This window comes from Verrucomicrobiia bacterium (assembly GCA_019694135.1).
In the GTDB taxonomy this organism is placed as follows: domain Bacteria; phylum Verrucomicrobiota; class Verrucomicrobiia; order JADLBR01; family JAIBCM01; genus JAIBCM01.
This window is the reverse complement of sequence record JAIBCM010000002.1, coordinates 265,920-282,590: the sequence shown is the minus strand read 5'-3', so window position 1 is coordinate 282,590 and position 16,671 is coordinate 265,920. Positions and strand designations below refer to the sequence as shown.

Sequence of the window (16,671 nt, the reverse complement as noted above, 5' to 3'; positions counted from 1 at the left end):
AGTCGGCTATGAATTCGATTGCGACTTTAGTGATTAACACCATCAAAACTTTAACCATTGATGCCATTCAAAAAGCGGAAAGCGGACATCCTGGGCTTCCGATGGGTTGCGCAGATTTTTCTTATGTGTTGTGGACGAAATTCTTGCAATTCAATCCCGCTAATCCCCATTGGCACAATCGCGACCGTTTTGTGCTATCAGCCGGTCATGGATCGATGCTGCTTTATTCTTTACTGCATCTCACCGGTTTTGAAAAAATGACGATGGAACAACTTAAAAGCTTTCGACAACTTCACAGCTTAACCCCAGGTCATCCTGAACAATTTATCACCGAAGGAGTCGAAGCCACCACTGGGCCTTTGGGACAAGGCACTGGCAATTCAGTAGGCATGGCAATTGGCCAGAAGTTTTTTGCTGCCACGTTTAATACAAATGAATTTACCATTAGCAACCATCGGGTTTATGCAATCGTTTCAGATGGCGATTTGGAAGAAGGCGTGTCACATGAAGCGGCTAGTTATGCTGGCCACCTCGGGCTGGATAATTTGGTTTGGTTTTATGATGACAATGAAATTTCAATCGAAGGCAAAACTGATTTGACTTACAGCGACGATGTTGAGTCGCGTTTTAAGGGTTATCATTGGCATGTGATCCGTGTAGATGGTCACAATCACGAGCAAATTGAAGCGGCTCTCAATGAAGCCCAATCGGTAAAAGGTAAGCCCACGATTATTATCGGCAAAACGATCATTGGCAAAGGATCGCCCAAACTTCAAGGCACACCTAAAGCGCATTCGGACGCCTTTGGCGAAGAAGAAGTCGCTGCGACAAAACGCAATTTAGGTTGGCCCGAAGATCAATTTTTCTACGTGCCGCAAGAGGTCAAAGATTTTTTTGCTCAACTTCGCAAACAATGGGCACAACAAGAAGCGGATTGGAATGAAATGTTTCAAGCTTACGCCCAAAAACATCCGGACAAAGCAAAGTTGTGGCAACAATTTCTTAAGTGTGAATTGCCAAAAAATTTAGAATCGTTAATCACTACTTTTTCGCCTGATAAAGCTCAAGCCACACGCAATGCTTCGGGCGAAATTTTGAAAGTGCTAATGGCTCAAGTCCCTAATTTATTGGGAGGTTCAGCAGATTTAGCGCCTTCGACTAAAACGTGGATTAAAGAAGCTGGCTCGTTTCAAAAAAACACACCACAAGGACGCACTTTGCATTTCGGAATCCGCGAGCATGGGATGGGTTCCGTGTGTAACGGATTAGCTTATTACGGAGGCTTAATTCCTTTCGGTTCTACCTTTTTAACTTTCACCGATTACATGCGTCCTGCGTTACGATTGGCCGCGTTGAGTCGCTTGCAAACGATTTATGTAATGACGCACGATTCCATTTTCTTGGGTGAAGACGGGCCGACGCATCAACCCGTGGAGCATATCGCTTCATTGCGTGCTATTCCGAATCTTTGCGTGATTCGCCCAGGCGACGCGAATGAAACTATTCACGCTTGGTTGGTCGCTTTGGAAAATAAAGAGAAACCGACGGTGCTGGCTTTGACTCGTCAAAATGTTCCGGTTTTTGATCAATCGGTTTGCGCGCCCGCGAGTGGCTTAAGAAAAGGCGCTTATATTTTGTGGGAGTCGCATCCTAAAAATACGCCCGATCTTATTCTGATTGGCACGGGTTCGGAAACCTCACTCTGTTTGGAAGCAGGAAAAATTTTGTCACAAGACAAAGAAGGACGAAAAGTGCGTGTGGTTTCAATGCCGTCCTGGGATTTATTCGAAGCACAATCAGAAAGCTATCGTGAGACAATTTTACCTTCTCAGGTTACTCGACGTTTAGCAGTCGAAGCGGGCGTTTCTTTTGGTTGGGAACGTTATGTGGGCGCTAAAGGTAAAATGATTATGCAAAATGATTTTGGCGCTAGTGCACCTTATCAAGATTTAGCGAAGGAATTTGGGTTCACCGTTGAAAATGTGGTGAAAGTGGCGAGGAGTTTTTAAAAGAGCGACTGTGTTAGCTAACGGCTAAAAGCTTATTGCTTTTTTGTTAAATGAATCCCTGTTTTTCCAATTCCTCCAACCTCTTTTCATCTGAATCGGGAATAATGGTTTTTAAATTGGGAAGTTCCGTTAATAAATTTAGGCAAAGACTCACGTCGTCGCCATGAGGTTGACCGGTAGTTTCAATGATGAATTTGTTTTGGGTAAGATAAACCCAGGAAAATTCATCGCCATTTAATATGCGGAATTGCAGATTTTCATCCCAAATTATGTCTTTTAATGTTTGAATGGAGAAAGTCGCGACATCGTGTGAAGCGACTTGCTCTACTTTTTCAAAACGATTCAGCCATGACGCAAGAATGGCTTCAAGGCGCGGTCGATCGAGCGCTTGTTCAAAAACTGCTACAAAACCCAGTGCAAATTCATTGCTCATTCTCTTATTTGACGATAATTCCTTTAGCGCGTCAATCTTGACTAATATCGAAATCCGAGCCACCGTGTTTGGCCTATGGCAAAATCGAATATCTTAGCAGGAAAAACGGGCGTGGTGTTTGGCGTCGCAAATAAACGTAGTATTGCTTGGGCCATTGCTCAAGCCTGGGCAGAAGCGGGCGCGAAATTAATTTTTAATTATCAGGGAGAGCGCTTAAAAGAAAATGTTCAAGAATTGATTACGGTTTTTGGTCATAACACACCTATGGCGCCTTGTGATGTGACAAAGGATTGGGAAATTGATGAGTTTTTTGATTTTGTAAGAAAACAGACGACACAAGTTGATTTGATGCTTCATTCATTGGCTTTCGCGCCTAAAGAAGCGTTGGAAAACCGTTTTCTTAACACTTCTCGGGAAGCCTTTACGATGGCTCACGACATTAGCTCTTATTCTTTAGTCGCTCTGACGCGTGCGGCGGAACCTTTGATGAGCCAAGGCGGCAGCATTATTGCCATGACTTATTATGGCGCGGAAAAAGTGGTGCCTCATTATAATGTGATGGGGGTTGCGAAAGCTTCTCTGGAAGCGTCGGTGCGTTATTTGGCTTATGACTTGGGCCCACAAGCTATTCGTGTGAATGCTATTAGCGCTGGTCCAATGAATACTTTAGCAGCGCGTGGCATTTCAGGTTTTACCGAAACGTTAAAACATTATGAAGAACACGCCCCTCTTAAACGGAATGTGCTCCCTGCTGAATTAGGACAAACGGGTGTGTTTTTGGCCAGTGATGGGGCGGCTTCCATTACCGGTCAAACGATTTATGTCGATAGTGGTTATTCGGTTATGGGGATGTAGCGCATGGGGTACTCGGTTGAGAGAAAAGTTCACGTATGATGTCTTCAATCGGCACTTCCTGAATGTTGACGTCTTGAATAGAGTATTGGCCTAAAATTTCTCGATTCAGACGTGTTAGGTGCTGACGTTTAACTTTTAATTTTACGGTCAATTCATTCTGCTCTAGAATTTCGCCGTAATTCTCCCATTTTAATTCTATAGGTAAAGTTTCAAAAGTTAACGTAACGATTTTATCGGTGGAGAAACGATCTAAAATATCCCGTAACGCGCCATCGAACTGAATACAGCCATGATCGATAATAATTACGCGCTCGCAAAGCATTTCTATGTCTTGCATGTAATGGCTCGTCAGCAAGGTAGTAATTTTTCGTTGCGCGGTATAATCCTTTAAAAATTCTCTCACCTTTTTTTGCGACACAACATCCAATCCGATGGTGGGTTCGTCGAGAAATAAAATTTTAGGTCGATGCAAAAGCGCTGCGATTAATTCCATTTTCATACGCTCGCCCAAGGATAATTCACGCACCATAACATGAAGTTTTTGTCGAACATCTAACCATTCAGTAAGCTCATCAATGGTGCGCTGGGACTCTGTTTTATCGAGGCCATAAATCACGCGATTGAGCGCTAGCGATTCAGCCGCAGGCAAATCCCACCATAACTGATTTTTTTGTCCCATAACGAGGGCAAATTGTCGTTTAAATTCCGGTTTTCGCTGCCACGGCACGTAACCTAAAACTTGAGCTTTGCCACTACTGGGATAAAGCAATCCGCTCAACATTTTTAAAGTCGTAGTTTTTCCTGCCCCGTTCGGCCCCAGAAAACCCACCAACTCGCCTTCTCGAATTTTAAAGCTAACTTGATTGGCTGCAACGGTTTCGGTGTGAGTACGCACCACAAGGTCACGAACCGCCCCTGTAAAACCCGATCGCTTCAGATAGGTTTTGTAAACTTTAGTTAATTGATCAGCTTCAATGGTAATGGGTGTCACGCGTAATGGATCATGATTATTTATGAAACGATCTCTAAAGATCAAGTGGCGATTTTGCTATTTTTACTTTCCTCAACTTAGATTAACTTAATAATAGGGCTCTCTCATGAAATTTAAATTTGAAAGCATTCCTATTTTTGCCGGTTTGAACGAAAAGTCGCTCGCATTTTTAGAACAAATGGCAAAATGCAAAAAATTTAAAAAGGGAGAATTTTTGATTCGTCAAGATACCGAAGGAAACACTTTCTTTCTTTTAGCTTCAGGTCATGTGGAAATAGTGATTTTGCGCAAGGGACGCAAGAAAACAGTTTTATCCGTGCTGGGTCCTAATAGTTGTTTTGGGGAAATGGCCCTCATCGAATGCATGAAACGTTCCGCTTCAGTGCGCGCTTTGACTTCAGGCAAAGTTTATATTTTAAGCAATGCGGATTTGTATCATCTCTATCAGCAATTCCCCGCACAATATGCCATTGTGATTCTTAATATCGCACGCGATTTATGTCGAAGAATTCGTGAGTTAAACAATACTTTTGCTTCTATAACACGGTAGTGATGCAGAGAGGGTTGTAAGTAAGTGCACATACAATACGCTCTCCCTGAAACAACTCAGCTTTTTATGTTAAGGGAAATTTTTTGAGAAATTTAAAAAAGTTGCTATGTTTTCTTGGAAATGAAACCCGGCTTAGGAGTGGCTTATCCTCTTGGCGCTAATTGGAATGGAAAAGGAACCAATTTTGCACTTTTTTCCAGCACTGCCAAAACGGTTGATCTCTGTTTATTTGATCATATTGACGCAGAACATGAATCCATGACAATGCGCATGACAGAGTACACCGATCAAGTCTGGCATATTTTTTTACCAGGAGTGGGGCCGGGTCAGCTTTATGGCTTTCGTATAGATGGAGATTATAATCCTTCAGCGGGCCTTCGCTTTAATCACAATAAAGTTTTATTGGATCCTTACGCCAAAGCGATTTCAGGCAAAACGGTATGGAGCCGAGAAATGTTTGCCTTCCCTTTAGGCAGCAAAAATACGGATTTGGATTTTGATAACGAAGACAATGCGCGTTATGTGCCGAAAAGCGCAGTGATTGATCCTTCATTTAATTGGGAGGGTGATCATCCTTTAGGCCATCCTTTACACAGTTCTATTATTTATGAAGTACATGTGCAGGGTTTTACGAAATTGTGTCCTCACATTCCCGAGGAAATTCGAGGCACTTATTCAGGCATGAGTCATCCTTTCATCATCGATTATCTTAAAAAATTGGGAGTAACAACTGTGGAATTACTACCCGTCCATGAACATGTGGATGATTGGCATTTGTTAAATAAAAATCTATCGAATTATTGGGGCTATAATACGATCGGATTTTTTTCGCCGGAAGCTTCTTATGCATGTCGATCGGATCGCGCGCAACAGGTCAATGAATTTAAACAAATGATTAAAACTCTGCATCAAGCCGGCATCGAGGTAATTTTGGATGTGGTCTATAATCACACCGCTGAGGGCAATCACTTAGGACCAACACTCTGTTTTAAGGGAATTGATAATCCTGCTTATTACCGCCTAGTGGAAAATGATTTGAGACATTATTTCGACTACACGGGCGCGGGTAACACTTTTAATGTCATGCATCCACGCGTTCTGCAATTAATCATGGATAGTTTGCGTTACTGGGTTTTGGAAATGCACGTTGACGGATTTCGTTTTGATCTGGCTTCAACTTTGGCTCGGGAATTGCATGCTGTGAATAAATTGTCTGCCTTTTTTGATATCATCCATCAAGACCCTGTGCTTTCTATCGTGAAATTGATTGCAGAACCCTGGGATATTGGCGAAGGCGGTTATCAGATCGGCAACTTTCCCGTTTTATGGGCGGAATGGAATGGAAAATATCGCGACTGCGTTCGTAAATATTGGAAGGGCGATGATCATTCAATGGGTGAATTTGCTTATCGTATCACAGGCAGTTCTGATCTTTATCAAACCACAGGCAAACGCCCTTATGCCAGTATCAATTTTGTCACCGCTCACGATGGATTTACGCTTAATGATCTAGTCAGTTACAATGGTAAGCACAATGAAGCCAATTTGGAAAATAATCAAGATGGCGAAAATAATAATAATTCATGGAATTGCGGAGCTGAAGGACCAACTCAAGATGAGGTAGTTTTAAAATTACGCCGTAAGCAACGACGAAATTTTTTAATGACACTTTTTTTGTCGCAGGGCGTTCCCATGCTCTGTAGTGGGGATGAGTTGGCCCGCACGCAACAGGGCAATAATAATTCTTATTGTCAGGATAATGAGTTAAATTGGTTCAATTGGGATTGGTCCGAGGAATCAAAAACGTTACTCGAAATGACTCAGCGCTTGATTCAATTTCGTCGAGATCACCCTGTTTTCCGTCGACCAAAATTTTTCCAAGGTCGCCCTATCCGTGGCACTCAAATCAAAGACATTATGTGGTTTAACGTCGATGGCACCGAAATGACCGAAGAACAATGGCAGGTGGGTTATGCCAAATGTTTTGGATTGTTATTGAGCGGTTCGACTATGGACGTCCGAAATAGCGATGGTGATCCTATTCAAGATGGCACTTTTTTGCTGCTATTTAATTCGCACCATGAATCCATTCCTTTTCAATTACCCGGAGAATCTGTCCATCGATGGAACTTGCTTATTAATACAGAAGAAGAAAAAGCATTTTTAGATCATCCCACTTTGCATCCACCTAATCAACCCATCCAACTGGAAGCTCGCTCTTTAATGGTTTTGCAATTACAAGATCCCCACAAAAAGCCTACAATCGAGGAAACAAAAAAAAATGTTTAGTCACTTCGGCGCTCATTTCGATGAAAAAGAAGTACACTATCAAACTTGGGCTCCCTCTCAACCTCAACTTAATATCGTGATTCAAAATGAGCAAGGAAAAATCCTGCGCTCATTACCTATGCAAAAAGATAGAGAGGGATTTCATTCGATAAAAGACACCAACGGAAAAGCTGGAGATTTTTATCAACTGCAACTCAGCGACGGTCGATTAATTCCCGATCCTTCTTCTCATTACCAGCCATTTGGCATCCATGGCTCTTCCCAAGTTATAGATCATGGGAGTTACATCTGGAAAAACTCCGTCACAAAGCCTATCGACATGCGAGATTTGATCATTTATGAGCTGCATATTGGCACTTTCACACACCAAGGCACTTATCAAGCCGCGATTCCCAAATTGCCACATTTGAAAAATCTTGGAGTCACTGCGATTGAACTCATGCCTCTTTCAGATTTTTCCGGTCGATGGAATTGGGGCTATGACGGCGTCATGCTATTTGCTCCGGCTCGCTGTTATGGAACAACGGAAGATTTAAAACATTTTGTCGATGCCGCCCATGAGCAAGAGCTTCATGTCATTTTGGATGTCGTCTATAATCACTTTGGTCCTATAGGAAATTATTGGCATGTGCTAACGCCCGAACTCTTCGACACTTCGAAACACACAGTCTGGGGCGCAGCCATTTCATACGATATCAAAAAAACAAAAGCTGTGCGCCAACTCTACCTTGAAAATTTGAAATATTGGAAAAATTGTTATCAGATCGATGGCCTGCGTTTGGATGCCACGCATGCTATTTATGACGATAGCGATCCTCACATTTTTGCTGAACTGACTCGCCAAGCGCACCAGCTCGACATGATTCTCATTGCAGAAGATGAAAGAAACGAACGGCTCTTGTTATTGGAACGAGAAAAAAAAGGCTACGGATTTAACGCAGTTTGGGCGGATGACTTTCATCACTCAGTTCGGGTTCATCTCACCAACGAACACATGGGCTGTCTTAAAGATTTTACTGGCAACCCGGAAGAAATTACTAAAATCCTTAATGAAGGGTGGCTCTATAGTGGGCAAGAATCACGCCATCTCAAAGCCTGTCGCGGCACAGCTTGTCGCGATCTAAAAAGCTATCAATTTATCTGGTGCATTTCTAATCATGACCAAGTTGGCAACCGTCCTTTAGGGCAAGCCTTGCATCATTATATTAATTGGGAAAGTTACGCTGCAGCGGTGGGTCTGCTCTGTTTTTCACCCTTCACCCCTCTGCTTTTTATGGGACAGGAATGGGCAAGCGATAGTCCTTTTCTTTATTTTACCGATCATCCCGGAGAACTAGGGAAATTGATTACTGAAGGTAGAAAAAAAGATTTTAAAGAATTTTACGAAGGTTGTCATCCCGAACAATTAAAAAACATTCCCGATCCTCAAGATGAAAAAACCTTTTTTTCTTCTAAATTAGATTGGGAAAACCTATCAAAACCCAATCATCAACACATTTTCAAACTTCATCAAAAATTCATTCATTATCGCCGCCAATGGCTCGAACTTTCCCTCCGTGAACGCAACCAATGGGAGGCGGTTCATTTTTGCGATATCCTGCGCATTTTTTATCAAGGCGATCATTACGATCTGATGGTGATTAGTGCATTGCGAAAAGAAAATCTTCGACCCATCAATATTTATCAACAACTCAAATCATCGGCTTTGAATTGGGAAATTTTACTTTCTTCCAATCCCGAAAATGAAAAAGAAAAAAATCGTATTAATTTAAAAACAGGAGAACTGGACTTTAAAAAGCCCGAAACGTTAGTATTAATTGGAAATAAAAAAGCCAATGAAAACCAGCGTCTTTAATCGCATTCCCGGAGCTACATACCGATTACAACTGAATCACGCTTTCACCTTTAAACAAGCCCAAGCCATTATTCCTTATCTGAAATCTTTGGGAATCACTGATATTTATTGCTCCCCGATTTTCAAAGCCCGCCCCGGAAGCAATCATGGCTACGACGTTTGCGATCATAATGAGCTTAATCCGGAAATTGGAACGCCAGCTGACTTCGAGTCTTTTTCCAAAGAACTACAAAAAAATAAAATGGGCATCATCATCGACATTGTGCCCAATCACATGGGCATTACCCAACCTGAAAACAAATGGTGGATGGATGTTCTGGAGCAGGGTCAGGCCTCTCAATACGCCCATTATTTCGACATCGACTGGTTTCCTATTAAAACCCGTCTTAAAGGAAAAGTTTTATTGCCCATTTTAGGCAATCAATACGGCATTGTTTTAGAACAAGGCCATCTTCAACTTTTTGCCAATCGAAAAGGATTATTCATTCAATATTACGATATGATGCTTCCTATCAATCCAAAAAGTTACCGTCTAATTTTAGAACCCATGACAGACCTGTTGGAAAAAACAAATTTATCAGCATTCAAAATTCTTCCGCACCTTATCAAAATTTCCCAAGCATTAAACGAGTCTACTTCGCTCGACGTAAAAACGCTGGAAAAAAACCGCGCCCTCCACGCAACATTAAAAGAAAAATGGCGCTTGCTTTACACTGAAAATCAAGCTTTCAAAAACGCTTTAAAAACCGTCCTCAAAAAAATTAATGGAAATCCTGACAAACCCAGCTCGTTCAATGCGCTAGATGGCATCTTAGAAAAACAATATTATCGTTTGAGCTATTGGAAAGTTGCCGGCGAAGAAATTAATTATCGTCGCTTTTTTGACGTGAATGAGCTAGCAGCCATCTCAGTTCAAGAAAGAGAAGTTTTTAACCAAATTCATAAGCTGGTTGCAAAAATGATTACTAAAGGCCAAGTCACCGGCCTACGTGTCGACCATGTCGACGGCCTCTGGAATCCGGAAGATTATTTGGAACGTGTGCAACAATTATGGCGTCAGAAAACCGCTGCTTTTGCTAAACGAACTGCGCCCCACATTTATCTGCTCGTAGAAAAAATTCTTTGCGGCAACGAAGTTTTATCTACGTCATGGCCTGTGGCCGGAACTACTGGCTACGAGTATGCCAATCGCATAACGGGAGTGCTTATCGCGCGTTCCACCCAAGCCAGTTTCGACCAACTCTATGAAAAATGGAGTGAAACTTCTGACCCTTATCCTGAAATCGCTTACCAATGCAAAATTAACGTCATGCACTCCAGCCTGGCTAGTGAAACTAATACTCTAGGCTCTTACTTGCAAAAAATTGTTCAAAAAAAACGTCGCACTCGCGATTTTACCTTAAACGATTTAATCGACGTCATCCGCGAAACCATCGCTTGCTTTGAAGTTTATCGCACTTACATCATTCCGGGTAGCCCCATTTTACAACAAGACGAAATGATCATTCGACGAGCTCTGGCTCAGGCTAAAAACAGAAATCGCGGACTCGATCTCGAACTCAGCGCCTTTGAACTTTTAGAAAAATTACTGCTTGGCCAAGGCGAATTTTCTCATGCCAACCCCGATCATGCCAACTTTGTCAGGAAATTTCAACAAGTCACCGGCCCCATCATGGCAAAAGCCATCGAAGACACTGCCTTTTACGTTTACAATCGTCTCGTCGCCTTTAATGAAGTCGGTTCAGAACCCAATAAATTCGGCTGTGCTCTATCAGAATTTCATCGTTTTAATCGCGAAAAACAATATTCTCATCCTCATAACTTAGTCGCCACTTCTACTCATGACACAAAACGAAGTGAGGATGTTCGCGCTCAACTCGCCGCCCTCAGCGAATTTCCTAAAGAATGGCGAACCAAAGTGCTTCGTTGGAATATCATAAATCGGAAATTTAAAAAAATTATCGGCGAAAAATTCGCTCCCTCTCTAAATGAAGAATATCTTCTTTACCAAACTTTAATTGCTACGCTCCCTCTCAATTTATCAGATCGTTTAACATGGAACAGTTGGACAAAACGCATCCAAACTTACCTCGCAAAAGCCCTTAAAGAAGCCAAAGTCAACACCAGTTGGGTGAATCCGAATACCGAATGGGATGCTGCAACAAAAACCTATGTTAAAGCCATTTTAGATCGAGATCACAATCCCCGTTTTTTAAAAAGCTTGCTTAAGTTTACTCACGAAATTCGCGTGCATGGTTATCTCAAAGCCATCACTCAAACTTTGTTAAAACTAACACTTCCTGGCGTTCCCGATTTTTATCAAGGCACTGAAATTTGGAACAATAGCCTAGTCGATCCCGATAACCGACGACCGGTTAACTTTCTCACGCGTCAAAATATGTTAAAATCGTCACGAACTCAATCCTGGTCAAAACTTTTAAACCAATGGAAAAGCGGTCACGTAAAAATCGCTCTCATCGATCGCCTCTTGACCTTGCGTAATCGTTATCCTGCCTTATTTGCTTTCGGCTCCTACGAAGCTCTTCAAATCAAAGGCCATGGAAAAGAATCCGTTATCGCTTACTGTCGACGTTGGGAGTCATTAACCTTAATTGTCATTTGCCTAAGACTTTCGAGAAATCATTGCGATATCAAATGGAATACCGACTGGCACGAACTCACTCTGCCAATTCCCAAACCCTGGCTCAACCAATCTTGGCACAGCGTTTTAAGCAAAAACCCACTTTCCTTTACCACGCCCACCCTATCTTTAGCGCAGCACTTAAGAAAAAAACCATTTGATGTGTGGCTCAACACTGAAAAAATGCCCACCTCGTCCCTCTCTTAAAACTAAGCATTTTAAATCAAAATTTCGCTGAAGATTTTCTCTTTATTTTTTTCGATAAATTTCGGAATCCAGAGGTTTTCCTGTTTCCAGAAACGATTTCAAACTAGAAAGAACACGCGGCCAACCCCAAGAAACTTTACTGGCCATTTTCGAATTGGCTTTAAATTGATCATGTCTAACGGTTAGACAAACACTCGCTTTAATCGATTCAATTTCAAACATAACGCGGGATTGGTCTTACCTAGGCCTTCGCGTAAACCTCTGAACCCTTCTTAACGAACTCCTTCGACTTTTCTTCCATTCCTTTTTGCAGAGCTTCTTGTTCAGAAACACCTTGTTCCGCGGCATATTTACGAACGTCTTCGGTAATTTTCATGGAGCAAAAATGCGGACCACACATGGAACAGAAGTGAGCGGTTTTCGCGCCTTCTTGAGGTAAAGTTTCGTCATGAAATTCGCGAGCGGTGACGGGGTCGAGTGATAGATTAAATTGATCTTCCCAACGGAACTCGAAGCGCGCTTTGCTTAATGCGTTGTCGCGATATTGGGCGCCCGGATGACCTTTTGCCAAATCGGCGGCATGCGCAGCGATTTTGTAAGCGATCACTCCATCCTTTACATCTTTTTTATTGGGCAAACCGAGATGTTCTTTTGGCGTTACATAACAGAGCATCGCGCAGCCATACCAACCTATCATTGCTGCACCGATGCCGCTCGTGATGTGATCGTAACCTGGAGCAATGTCTGTAGTCAGAGGTCCAAGCGTATAAAAAGGCGCTTCGTGACACCATTCGAGTTGTTTGGCCATGTTTTCTTCGATCATATGCATCGGCACGTGACCTGGACCTTCGTTCATCACTTGCACGCCTTTGGCCCAAGCGCGTTCAGTGAGTTCCCCTTGGGTTTTCAATTCACCAAATTGCGCTTCGTCATTCGCATCCGCAATCGAGCCGGGACGCAAACCATCGCCAATCGAAAATGAAACATCGTAAGCCACCATAATATCACAAATGTCGTCCCAATGAGTGTAGAGAAAATTTTCTTTATGATGCGCGAGACACCATTTCGCCATAATGCTACCACCGCGTGAAACAATGCCGGTCATGCGTTTCGCCGTCATTGGAATAAAACGCAATAAAACTCCCGCATGAATGGTAAAATAGTCAACTCCTTGCTCAGCTTGTTCAATGAGTGTGTCTCGGAAAAGTTCCCAAGTCAGTTCTTCCGCTTTTCCACCTACTTTTTCTAAGGCTTGATAGATGGGCACCGTTCCAATTGGAACGGGTGAGTTTCTTAAAATCCATTCTCTTGTAGCATGAATATTTTTCCCAGTGGAAAGGTCCATCACGGTGTCAGCTCCCCATTTGGTTGCCCATCGCATTTTTTCAACTTCTTCTTCGATGCTCGATGCGACGGCGCTATTGCCAATGTTAGCATTAATTTTCACGAGAAAGTTGCGACCAATAATCATTGGTTCACTTTCAGGATGGTTAATGTTGGCAGGAATAATGGCGCGGCCTGCCGCAACTTCATCACGAACAAATTCGGGGGTGATAAATTTTAAGTTTGAAATCTTAGATTTGAATTTTGAAATTGGTTCAGAACCGGAATGTTGATGAAAAAGATCATTAGATAATTTGAGATTGGAAATTTGAGACTTAAAATTTTCTAGCCCTTGATTTTCGCGAATAGCGATAAATTCCATTTCGGGCGTGACGATTCCTTGTCGTGCGTAATGGAGCTGAGTCACCACCTTAACCGATTTGGCGCGAAGAGGTTTACGTTTGAGACCTGGAAATTCGAGTAAACGATTGCGTTCAGCTTGACTGGCATATTCGGCATGTTTTTCGGTTAAGTAACCATTATCGTTAGGCTGCACTTTTCGACCTTTGTGTTCTTCGACATCGTTGCGTGCGCGAATCCATTTTTCGCGTAAGGCCGGTAAACCTTTTTCCACGTTGCCTTGAAATTGTTCATCTCCCCAAGAACCGCTCGTATCGTAAACACGAATCGGTTCATTTACTTCAATTTTATCACCCAATGTTTTGGTCGGCGCGAGTTGAATTTCGCGCATGGGCACTTGGATTTCAGGATAAAGTTTTCCTTTTAAATAAATTTTTTTAGAATTGGGCAGTTTATCTTGGCTTTGCGGTTCAAAAGAATTTTTCGATGCTATCATATCAGTTTCCTACGCTGGCATTATCCAGATCAGGTTAAAGAATCTATCTCATAAATAGACTCAAGGGTCTCCCTTTCGCTGAACGAAAAATCAGGACTCTCAGGCCTTTCGACCTCCCCTTTTCTTTTTTAAAATTGTGATGGAAGATACAAAGTGTCAAGTGCTCAAGCAAAGTTATTCAGTATCCAAGAATTCATTCACAAATTGATTTGCAGGATTCTGGATCACTTCATCTGGAGAGCCTTGCTGTTGAATAACACCATCACTTAAAATGACAACCCGATCGGCCACTTCAAATGCCTCTTCTTGATCGTGAGTCACAAAAAGAGTAGTCAAATGAGTTTCTTCATGAAATTGCCGAAGCCAACGACGCAGTTCTTTACGCACTTTTGCATCCAGAGCACCAAAGGGTTCATCGAGCAAAAGCACTTGTGGCTCGATGGCTAAAGCTCGGGCTAACGCCACGCGCTGGCATTGTCCTCCAGATAGTTGAGCCGGGTAACGATTGGCGTAATCTTCTAATTGAACACGTTGCAGTAACGCTTCTACGCGTTTTTTAATTTCTGCTCGAGAGGGACGTTCCGAACGTTTTCTGACTTTTAATCCAAACGCAATATTTTGAAATACGGTCATGTGATTGAATAAAGCATAATGTTGAAATACAAAACCAGCTTTACGCTGGTAGGCACTTTGTGAACTGACATCCTGATCGCGAAAAGAAATTTGTCCTTCATCAGCAAATTCCAATCCGGCAATAATGCGCAATAAAGTCGTTTTCCCCGAGCCACTCGGCCCTAATAAAGCGACTAATTCTCCGGTTTCAATTTTCAGAGAAATAGATCTTAACACAGGATTGCTCCCGAATTGTTTGGATATGTGATTTATTTCGACACTCATGCAATCAATATTAAGTGGTGGATACTTTCAAGTTCTGCGCTGCGCGCCATTCGGTATAGGATTTTAAGATTAAAGTCAATAAAGCGAGTAAAGAAAGTAGTGAGGCTACAGCAAAAGCGGCTGCAAATTGATATTCATTATAAAGAATTTCGATGTGTAACGGAACGGTATTCGTTTTTCCTCGGATATGTCCTGAGACGACAGAAACCGCACCGAATTCACCCATAGCTCGCGCATTGCAAAGGATCATGCCATACAGCAAACCCCATTTAATTTTCGGCAAAGTGATACGGGAAAAAACCTGCCAACCATTAGCGCCCAACGTCAATGCCGCTTCTTCTTCTGCCTTGCCTTGCGCTTGCATTAAAGGAATCAAACCACGCGCGACAAAAGGAAAGGTGACAAAGGTAGTTGCAATAACAATGCCAGGTACGGCAAAAATAATGTGAATATTATGTTCTTGTAGCCATAATCCCAAACGACTATGCGCGCCAAACATTAACGCATAGATTAACCCTCCGATGACTGGCGAGACCCATAATGGCAAATCAATTAAACTGGCTAACAAACGCTTTCCTTTAAATTCAAATCGAACAATGGCCCAAGCTGCAGCAATGCCAAAAATCGTATTAAGTGGAACCACAATGGCTGCAGTTAATAACGTAAGAAAAATAGCATGTCGCGAAGCGCTGTCTTGAAAAATTGAAAAATAAGTCATCACGCCTTTAGAAAAAGCCTCTTTAAAAACTAAGAGCAAAGGCAACAATAAAAAAAGAATCACAAAAACAGTCACCAATCCAATTAAAATGGCTCGCAACCACGGCGCCTCAGTTGTGACGCAAGGTGGCCTTACTTTTTCTTTTGCTTTAGTCGTGATAGTGTTAACGATGCCTGCCATAAGTTTAATGACGTCCTCGACGCCGTTCCTCCCAACCTTGAAGACCATTCACCGCAAACAAAATAATAAAAGAAGCCACCAACATGACAAAACCTAGCGCTGCCGCACCCTCATAATCGTTTTGCTCCAATTTAGTAACAATCAAAAGAGGAGTGATTTCGGTTTTAAAAGGAAGATTGCCCGAAATAAAAACCACGGATCCATATTCGCTCACAGCACGGCCAAAAGCCAATACAATACCCGTCAACAAAGCTGGCATCAGCGTGGGTAAAATCACGCGCCACAAAATTTGCCATCGATTCGCGCCCAAACAAGCTGCTGCTTCCTCCATATCAGTTTGTAAATCTTGAATCACGGGTTGAACCGTGCGCACTACAAAAGGCAGTCCAATAAAAGTCAGCGCCACCAAAACTCCCCACGGCGTAAAAGAAATCGCAACACCGAAATAAGCAAAAAACTGGCCTAACAACCCATTCGGCACATAAAGCGTGGTTAATGCAATACCCGCCACAGCTGTTGGCAAAGCAAAAGGTAAATCTACTATAGCATCCATTAAGCGACGCCCTGGAAAACGATAACGTGCGAGTACCCACGCCAACAACGTCCCCAAAAAGCCATTTAACAAAGCTGCAAGCAACGAAATACCAAAACTCAATCGATAAGAAGCGATCACACGCGGATCACTGATCGCCTCCCAAAACTTAGGCCAAGACGCAGAAAAAGTTTTGGAAATCAATCCGCTTAAAGGGATCAAAACAATCAAACTTAAATAAAATAGCGTAAAACCGAGAGTCAGTTTGAATCCCGGCAAAATCTGGCGACGCGACTTAACTGTGTTGCTCTGACCCATGATTTTTCCTTTTTTCT

General features: G+C 42.5%; 13 protein-coding genes and 1 riboswitch. Of the genes, 6 read left to right on the top strand and 7 right to left on the bottom strand.

The genetic code is table 11. The features are described 5' to 3' along the window. The first annotated feature begins 8 nt into the window (after positions 1 to 8). Positions 9 to 2,009: a transketolase gene (tkt, locus tag K1X66_03730; GenBank protein MBX7157478.1), complete on the top strand. Its 2,001-nt coding sequence runs from the start codon at positions 9 to 11 to the stop codon at positions 2,007 to 2,009. Positions 2,010 to 2,055: 46 nt separating this feature from the next. Here the strand turns inward: tkt and K1X66_03725 are convergent, their stop codons facing one another. Further along, entirely contained in the window at positions 2,056 to 2,424 is a 369-nt protein-coding gene (locus K1X66_03725; GenBank protein MBX7157477.1) for a hypothetical protein, read from the bottom strand. Between the two features lie 93 nt (positions 2,425 to 2,517). Here K1X66_03725 and K1X66_03720 point away from each other — a divergent pair, with 93 nt between their 5' ends. Beyond that, positions 2,518 to 3,297 carry an enoyl-ACP reductase gene (locus tag K1X66_03720; protein MBX7157476.1) on the top strand — a complete coding sequence of 260 codons (780 nt, stop codon included), beginning with the start codon at positions 2,518 to 2,520 and terminating at the stop codon, positions 3,295 to 3,297. Here K1X66_03720 and K1X66_03715 read toward each other — a convergent pair. After that, positions 3,284 to 4,288, bottom strand: a complete 1,005-nt coding sequence (locus K1X66_03715; GenBank protein ID MBX7157475.1) for an ATP-binding cassette domain-containing protein — start codon at positions 4,286 to 4,288, stop codon at positions 3,284 to 3,286. The two genes, K1X66_03720 and K1X66_03715, sit on opposite strands and share 14 nt — an antisense overlap. A gap of 106 nt (positions 4,289 to 4,394) precedes the next feature. On the opposite strand from K1X66_03715, the gene K1X66_03710 reads away from it, so the two are divergent. From K1X66_03710 to treY, 4 genes are all read left to right on the top strand, one after another. Beyond that, positions 4,395 to 4,838, top strand: coding sequence for a cyclic nucleotide-binding domain-containing protein (locus K1X66_03710; protein MBX7157474.1), 444 nt, complete (start codon positions 4,395 to 4,397; stop codon positions 4,836 to 4,838). 120 nt (positions 4,839 to 4,958) lie between these two features. Further along, entirely contained in the window at positions 4,959 to 7,127 is a 2,169-nt protein-coding gene (gene glgX / locus K1X66_03705) for a glycogen debranching protein GlgX (protein MBX7157473.1), read from the top strand. Next, complete coding sequence (gene treZ / locus K1X66_03700; GenBank protein MBX7157472.1) at positions 7,120 to 8,982, top strand: malto-oligosyltrehalose trehalohydrolase; 1,863 nt, start codon at positions 7,120 to 7,122, stop codon at positions 8,980 to 8,982. The genes glgX and treZ overlap by 8 nt, the downstream gene beginning before the upstream one ends. Next, a complete protein-coding gene (gene treY, locus K1X66_03695) occupies positions 8,963 to 11,830 on the top strand; it encodes a malto-oligosyltrehalose synthase (GenBank protein ID MBX7157471.1) in 2,868 nt (955 codons plus the stop codon). Before treZ ends, treY begins: the two co-directional genes overlap by 20 nt. A 42-nt stretch (positions 11,831 to 11,872) precedes the next feature. Here the strand turns inward: treY and K1X66_03690 are convergent, their stop codons facing one another. The 5 genes from K1X66_03690 to cysT form a co-directional block, all read right to left on the bottom strand. Then, the gene (locus K1X66_03690) at positions 11,873 to 12,052 is read right to left on the bottom strand and encodes a hypothetical protein (GenBank protein ID MBX7157470.1); all 180 of its coding nucleotides are present in this window, start codon (positions 12,050 to 12,052) and stop codon (positions 11,873 to 11,875) included. Positions 12,053 to 12,071: 19 nt separating this feature from the next. After that, positions 12,072 to 14,009, bottom strand: a complete 1,938-nt coding sequence (gene thiC / locus K1X66_03685) for a phosphomethylpyrimidine synthase ThiC (protein MBX7157469.1) — start codon at positions 14,007 to 14,009, stop codon at positions 12,072 to 12,074. Beyond that, positions 13,999 to 14,096, bottom strand: a riboswitch (TPP riboswitch). Its footprint overlaps the gene before it by 11 nt. An 87-nt stretch (positions 14,097 to 14,183) precedes the next feature. Continuing rightward, the gene (gene cysA / locus K1X66_03680; GenBank protein MBX7157468.1) at positions 14,184 to 14,906 is read right to left on the bottom strand and encodes a sulfate ABC transporter ATP-binding protein; all 723 of its coding nucleotides are present in this window, start codon (positions 14,904 to 14,906) and stop codon (positions 14,184 to 14,186) included. 10 nt (positions 14,907 to 14,916) lie between these two features. Next, entirely contained in the window at positions 14,917 to 15,804 is an 888-nt protein-coding gene (gene cysW / locus K1X66_03675; GenBank protein ID MBX7157467.1) for a sulfate ABC transporter permease subunit CysW, read from the bottom strand. A gap of 4 nt (positions 15,805 to 15,808) precedes the next feature. After that, on the bottom strand, positions 15,809 to 16,654 hold the full coding sequence (gene cysT / locus K1X66_03670; protein MBX7157466.1) for a sulfate ABC transporter permease subunit CysT: 846 nt from the start codon (positions 16,652 to 16,654) through the stop codon (positions 15,809 to 15,811). Positions 16,655 to 16,671 lie beyond the last annotated feature (17 nt).

Coding starts and splice junctions, on each gene's coding strand:
- tkt (MBX7157478.1), top strand. CDS start 9: ATGAATTCGATTGCGACTTTAGTGATTAACACCATCAAAACTTTAACC.
- K1X66_03720 (MBX7157476.1), top strand. CDS start 2,518: ATGGCAAAATCGAATATCTTAGCAGGAAAAACGGGCGTGGTGTTTGGC.
- K1X66_03710 (MBX7157474.1), top strand. CDS start 4,395: ATGAAATTTAAATTTGAAAGCATTCCTATTTTTGCCGGTTTGAACGAA.
- glgX (MBX7157473.1), top strand. CDS start 4,959: ATGAAACCCGGCTTAGGAGTGGCTTATCCTCTTGGCGCTAATTGGAAT.
- treZ (MBX7157472.1), top strand. CDS start 7,120: ATGTTTAGTCACTTCGGCGCTCATTTCGATGAAAAAGAAGTACACTAT.
- treY (MBX7157471.1), top strand. CDS start 8,963: ATGAAAACCAGCGTCTTTAATCGCATTCCCGGAGCTACATACCGATTA.
- K1X66_03690 (MBX7157470.1), bottom strand. CDS start 12,052: ATGTTTGAAATTGAATCGATTAAAGCGAGTGTTTGTCTAACCGTTAGA.
- thiC (MBX7157469.1), bottom strand. CDS start 14,009: ATGATAGCATCGAAAAATTCTTTTGAACCGCAAAGCCAAGATAAACTG.
- cysA (MBX7157468.1), bottom strand. CDS start 14,906: ATGAGTGTCGAAATAAATCACATATCCAAACAATTCGGGAGCAATCCT.
- cysW (MBX7157467.1), bottom strand. CDS start 15,804: ATGGCAGGCATCGTTAACACTATCACGACTAAAGCAAAAGAAAAAGTA.
- cysT (MBX7157466.1), bottom strand. CDS start 16,654: ATGGGTCAGAGCAACACAGTTAAGTCGCGTCGCCAGATTTTGCCGGGA.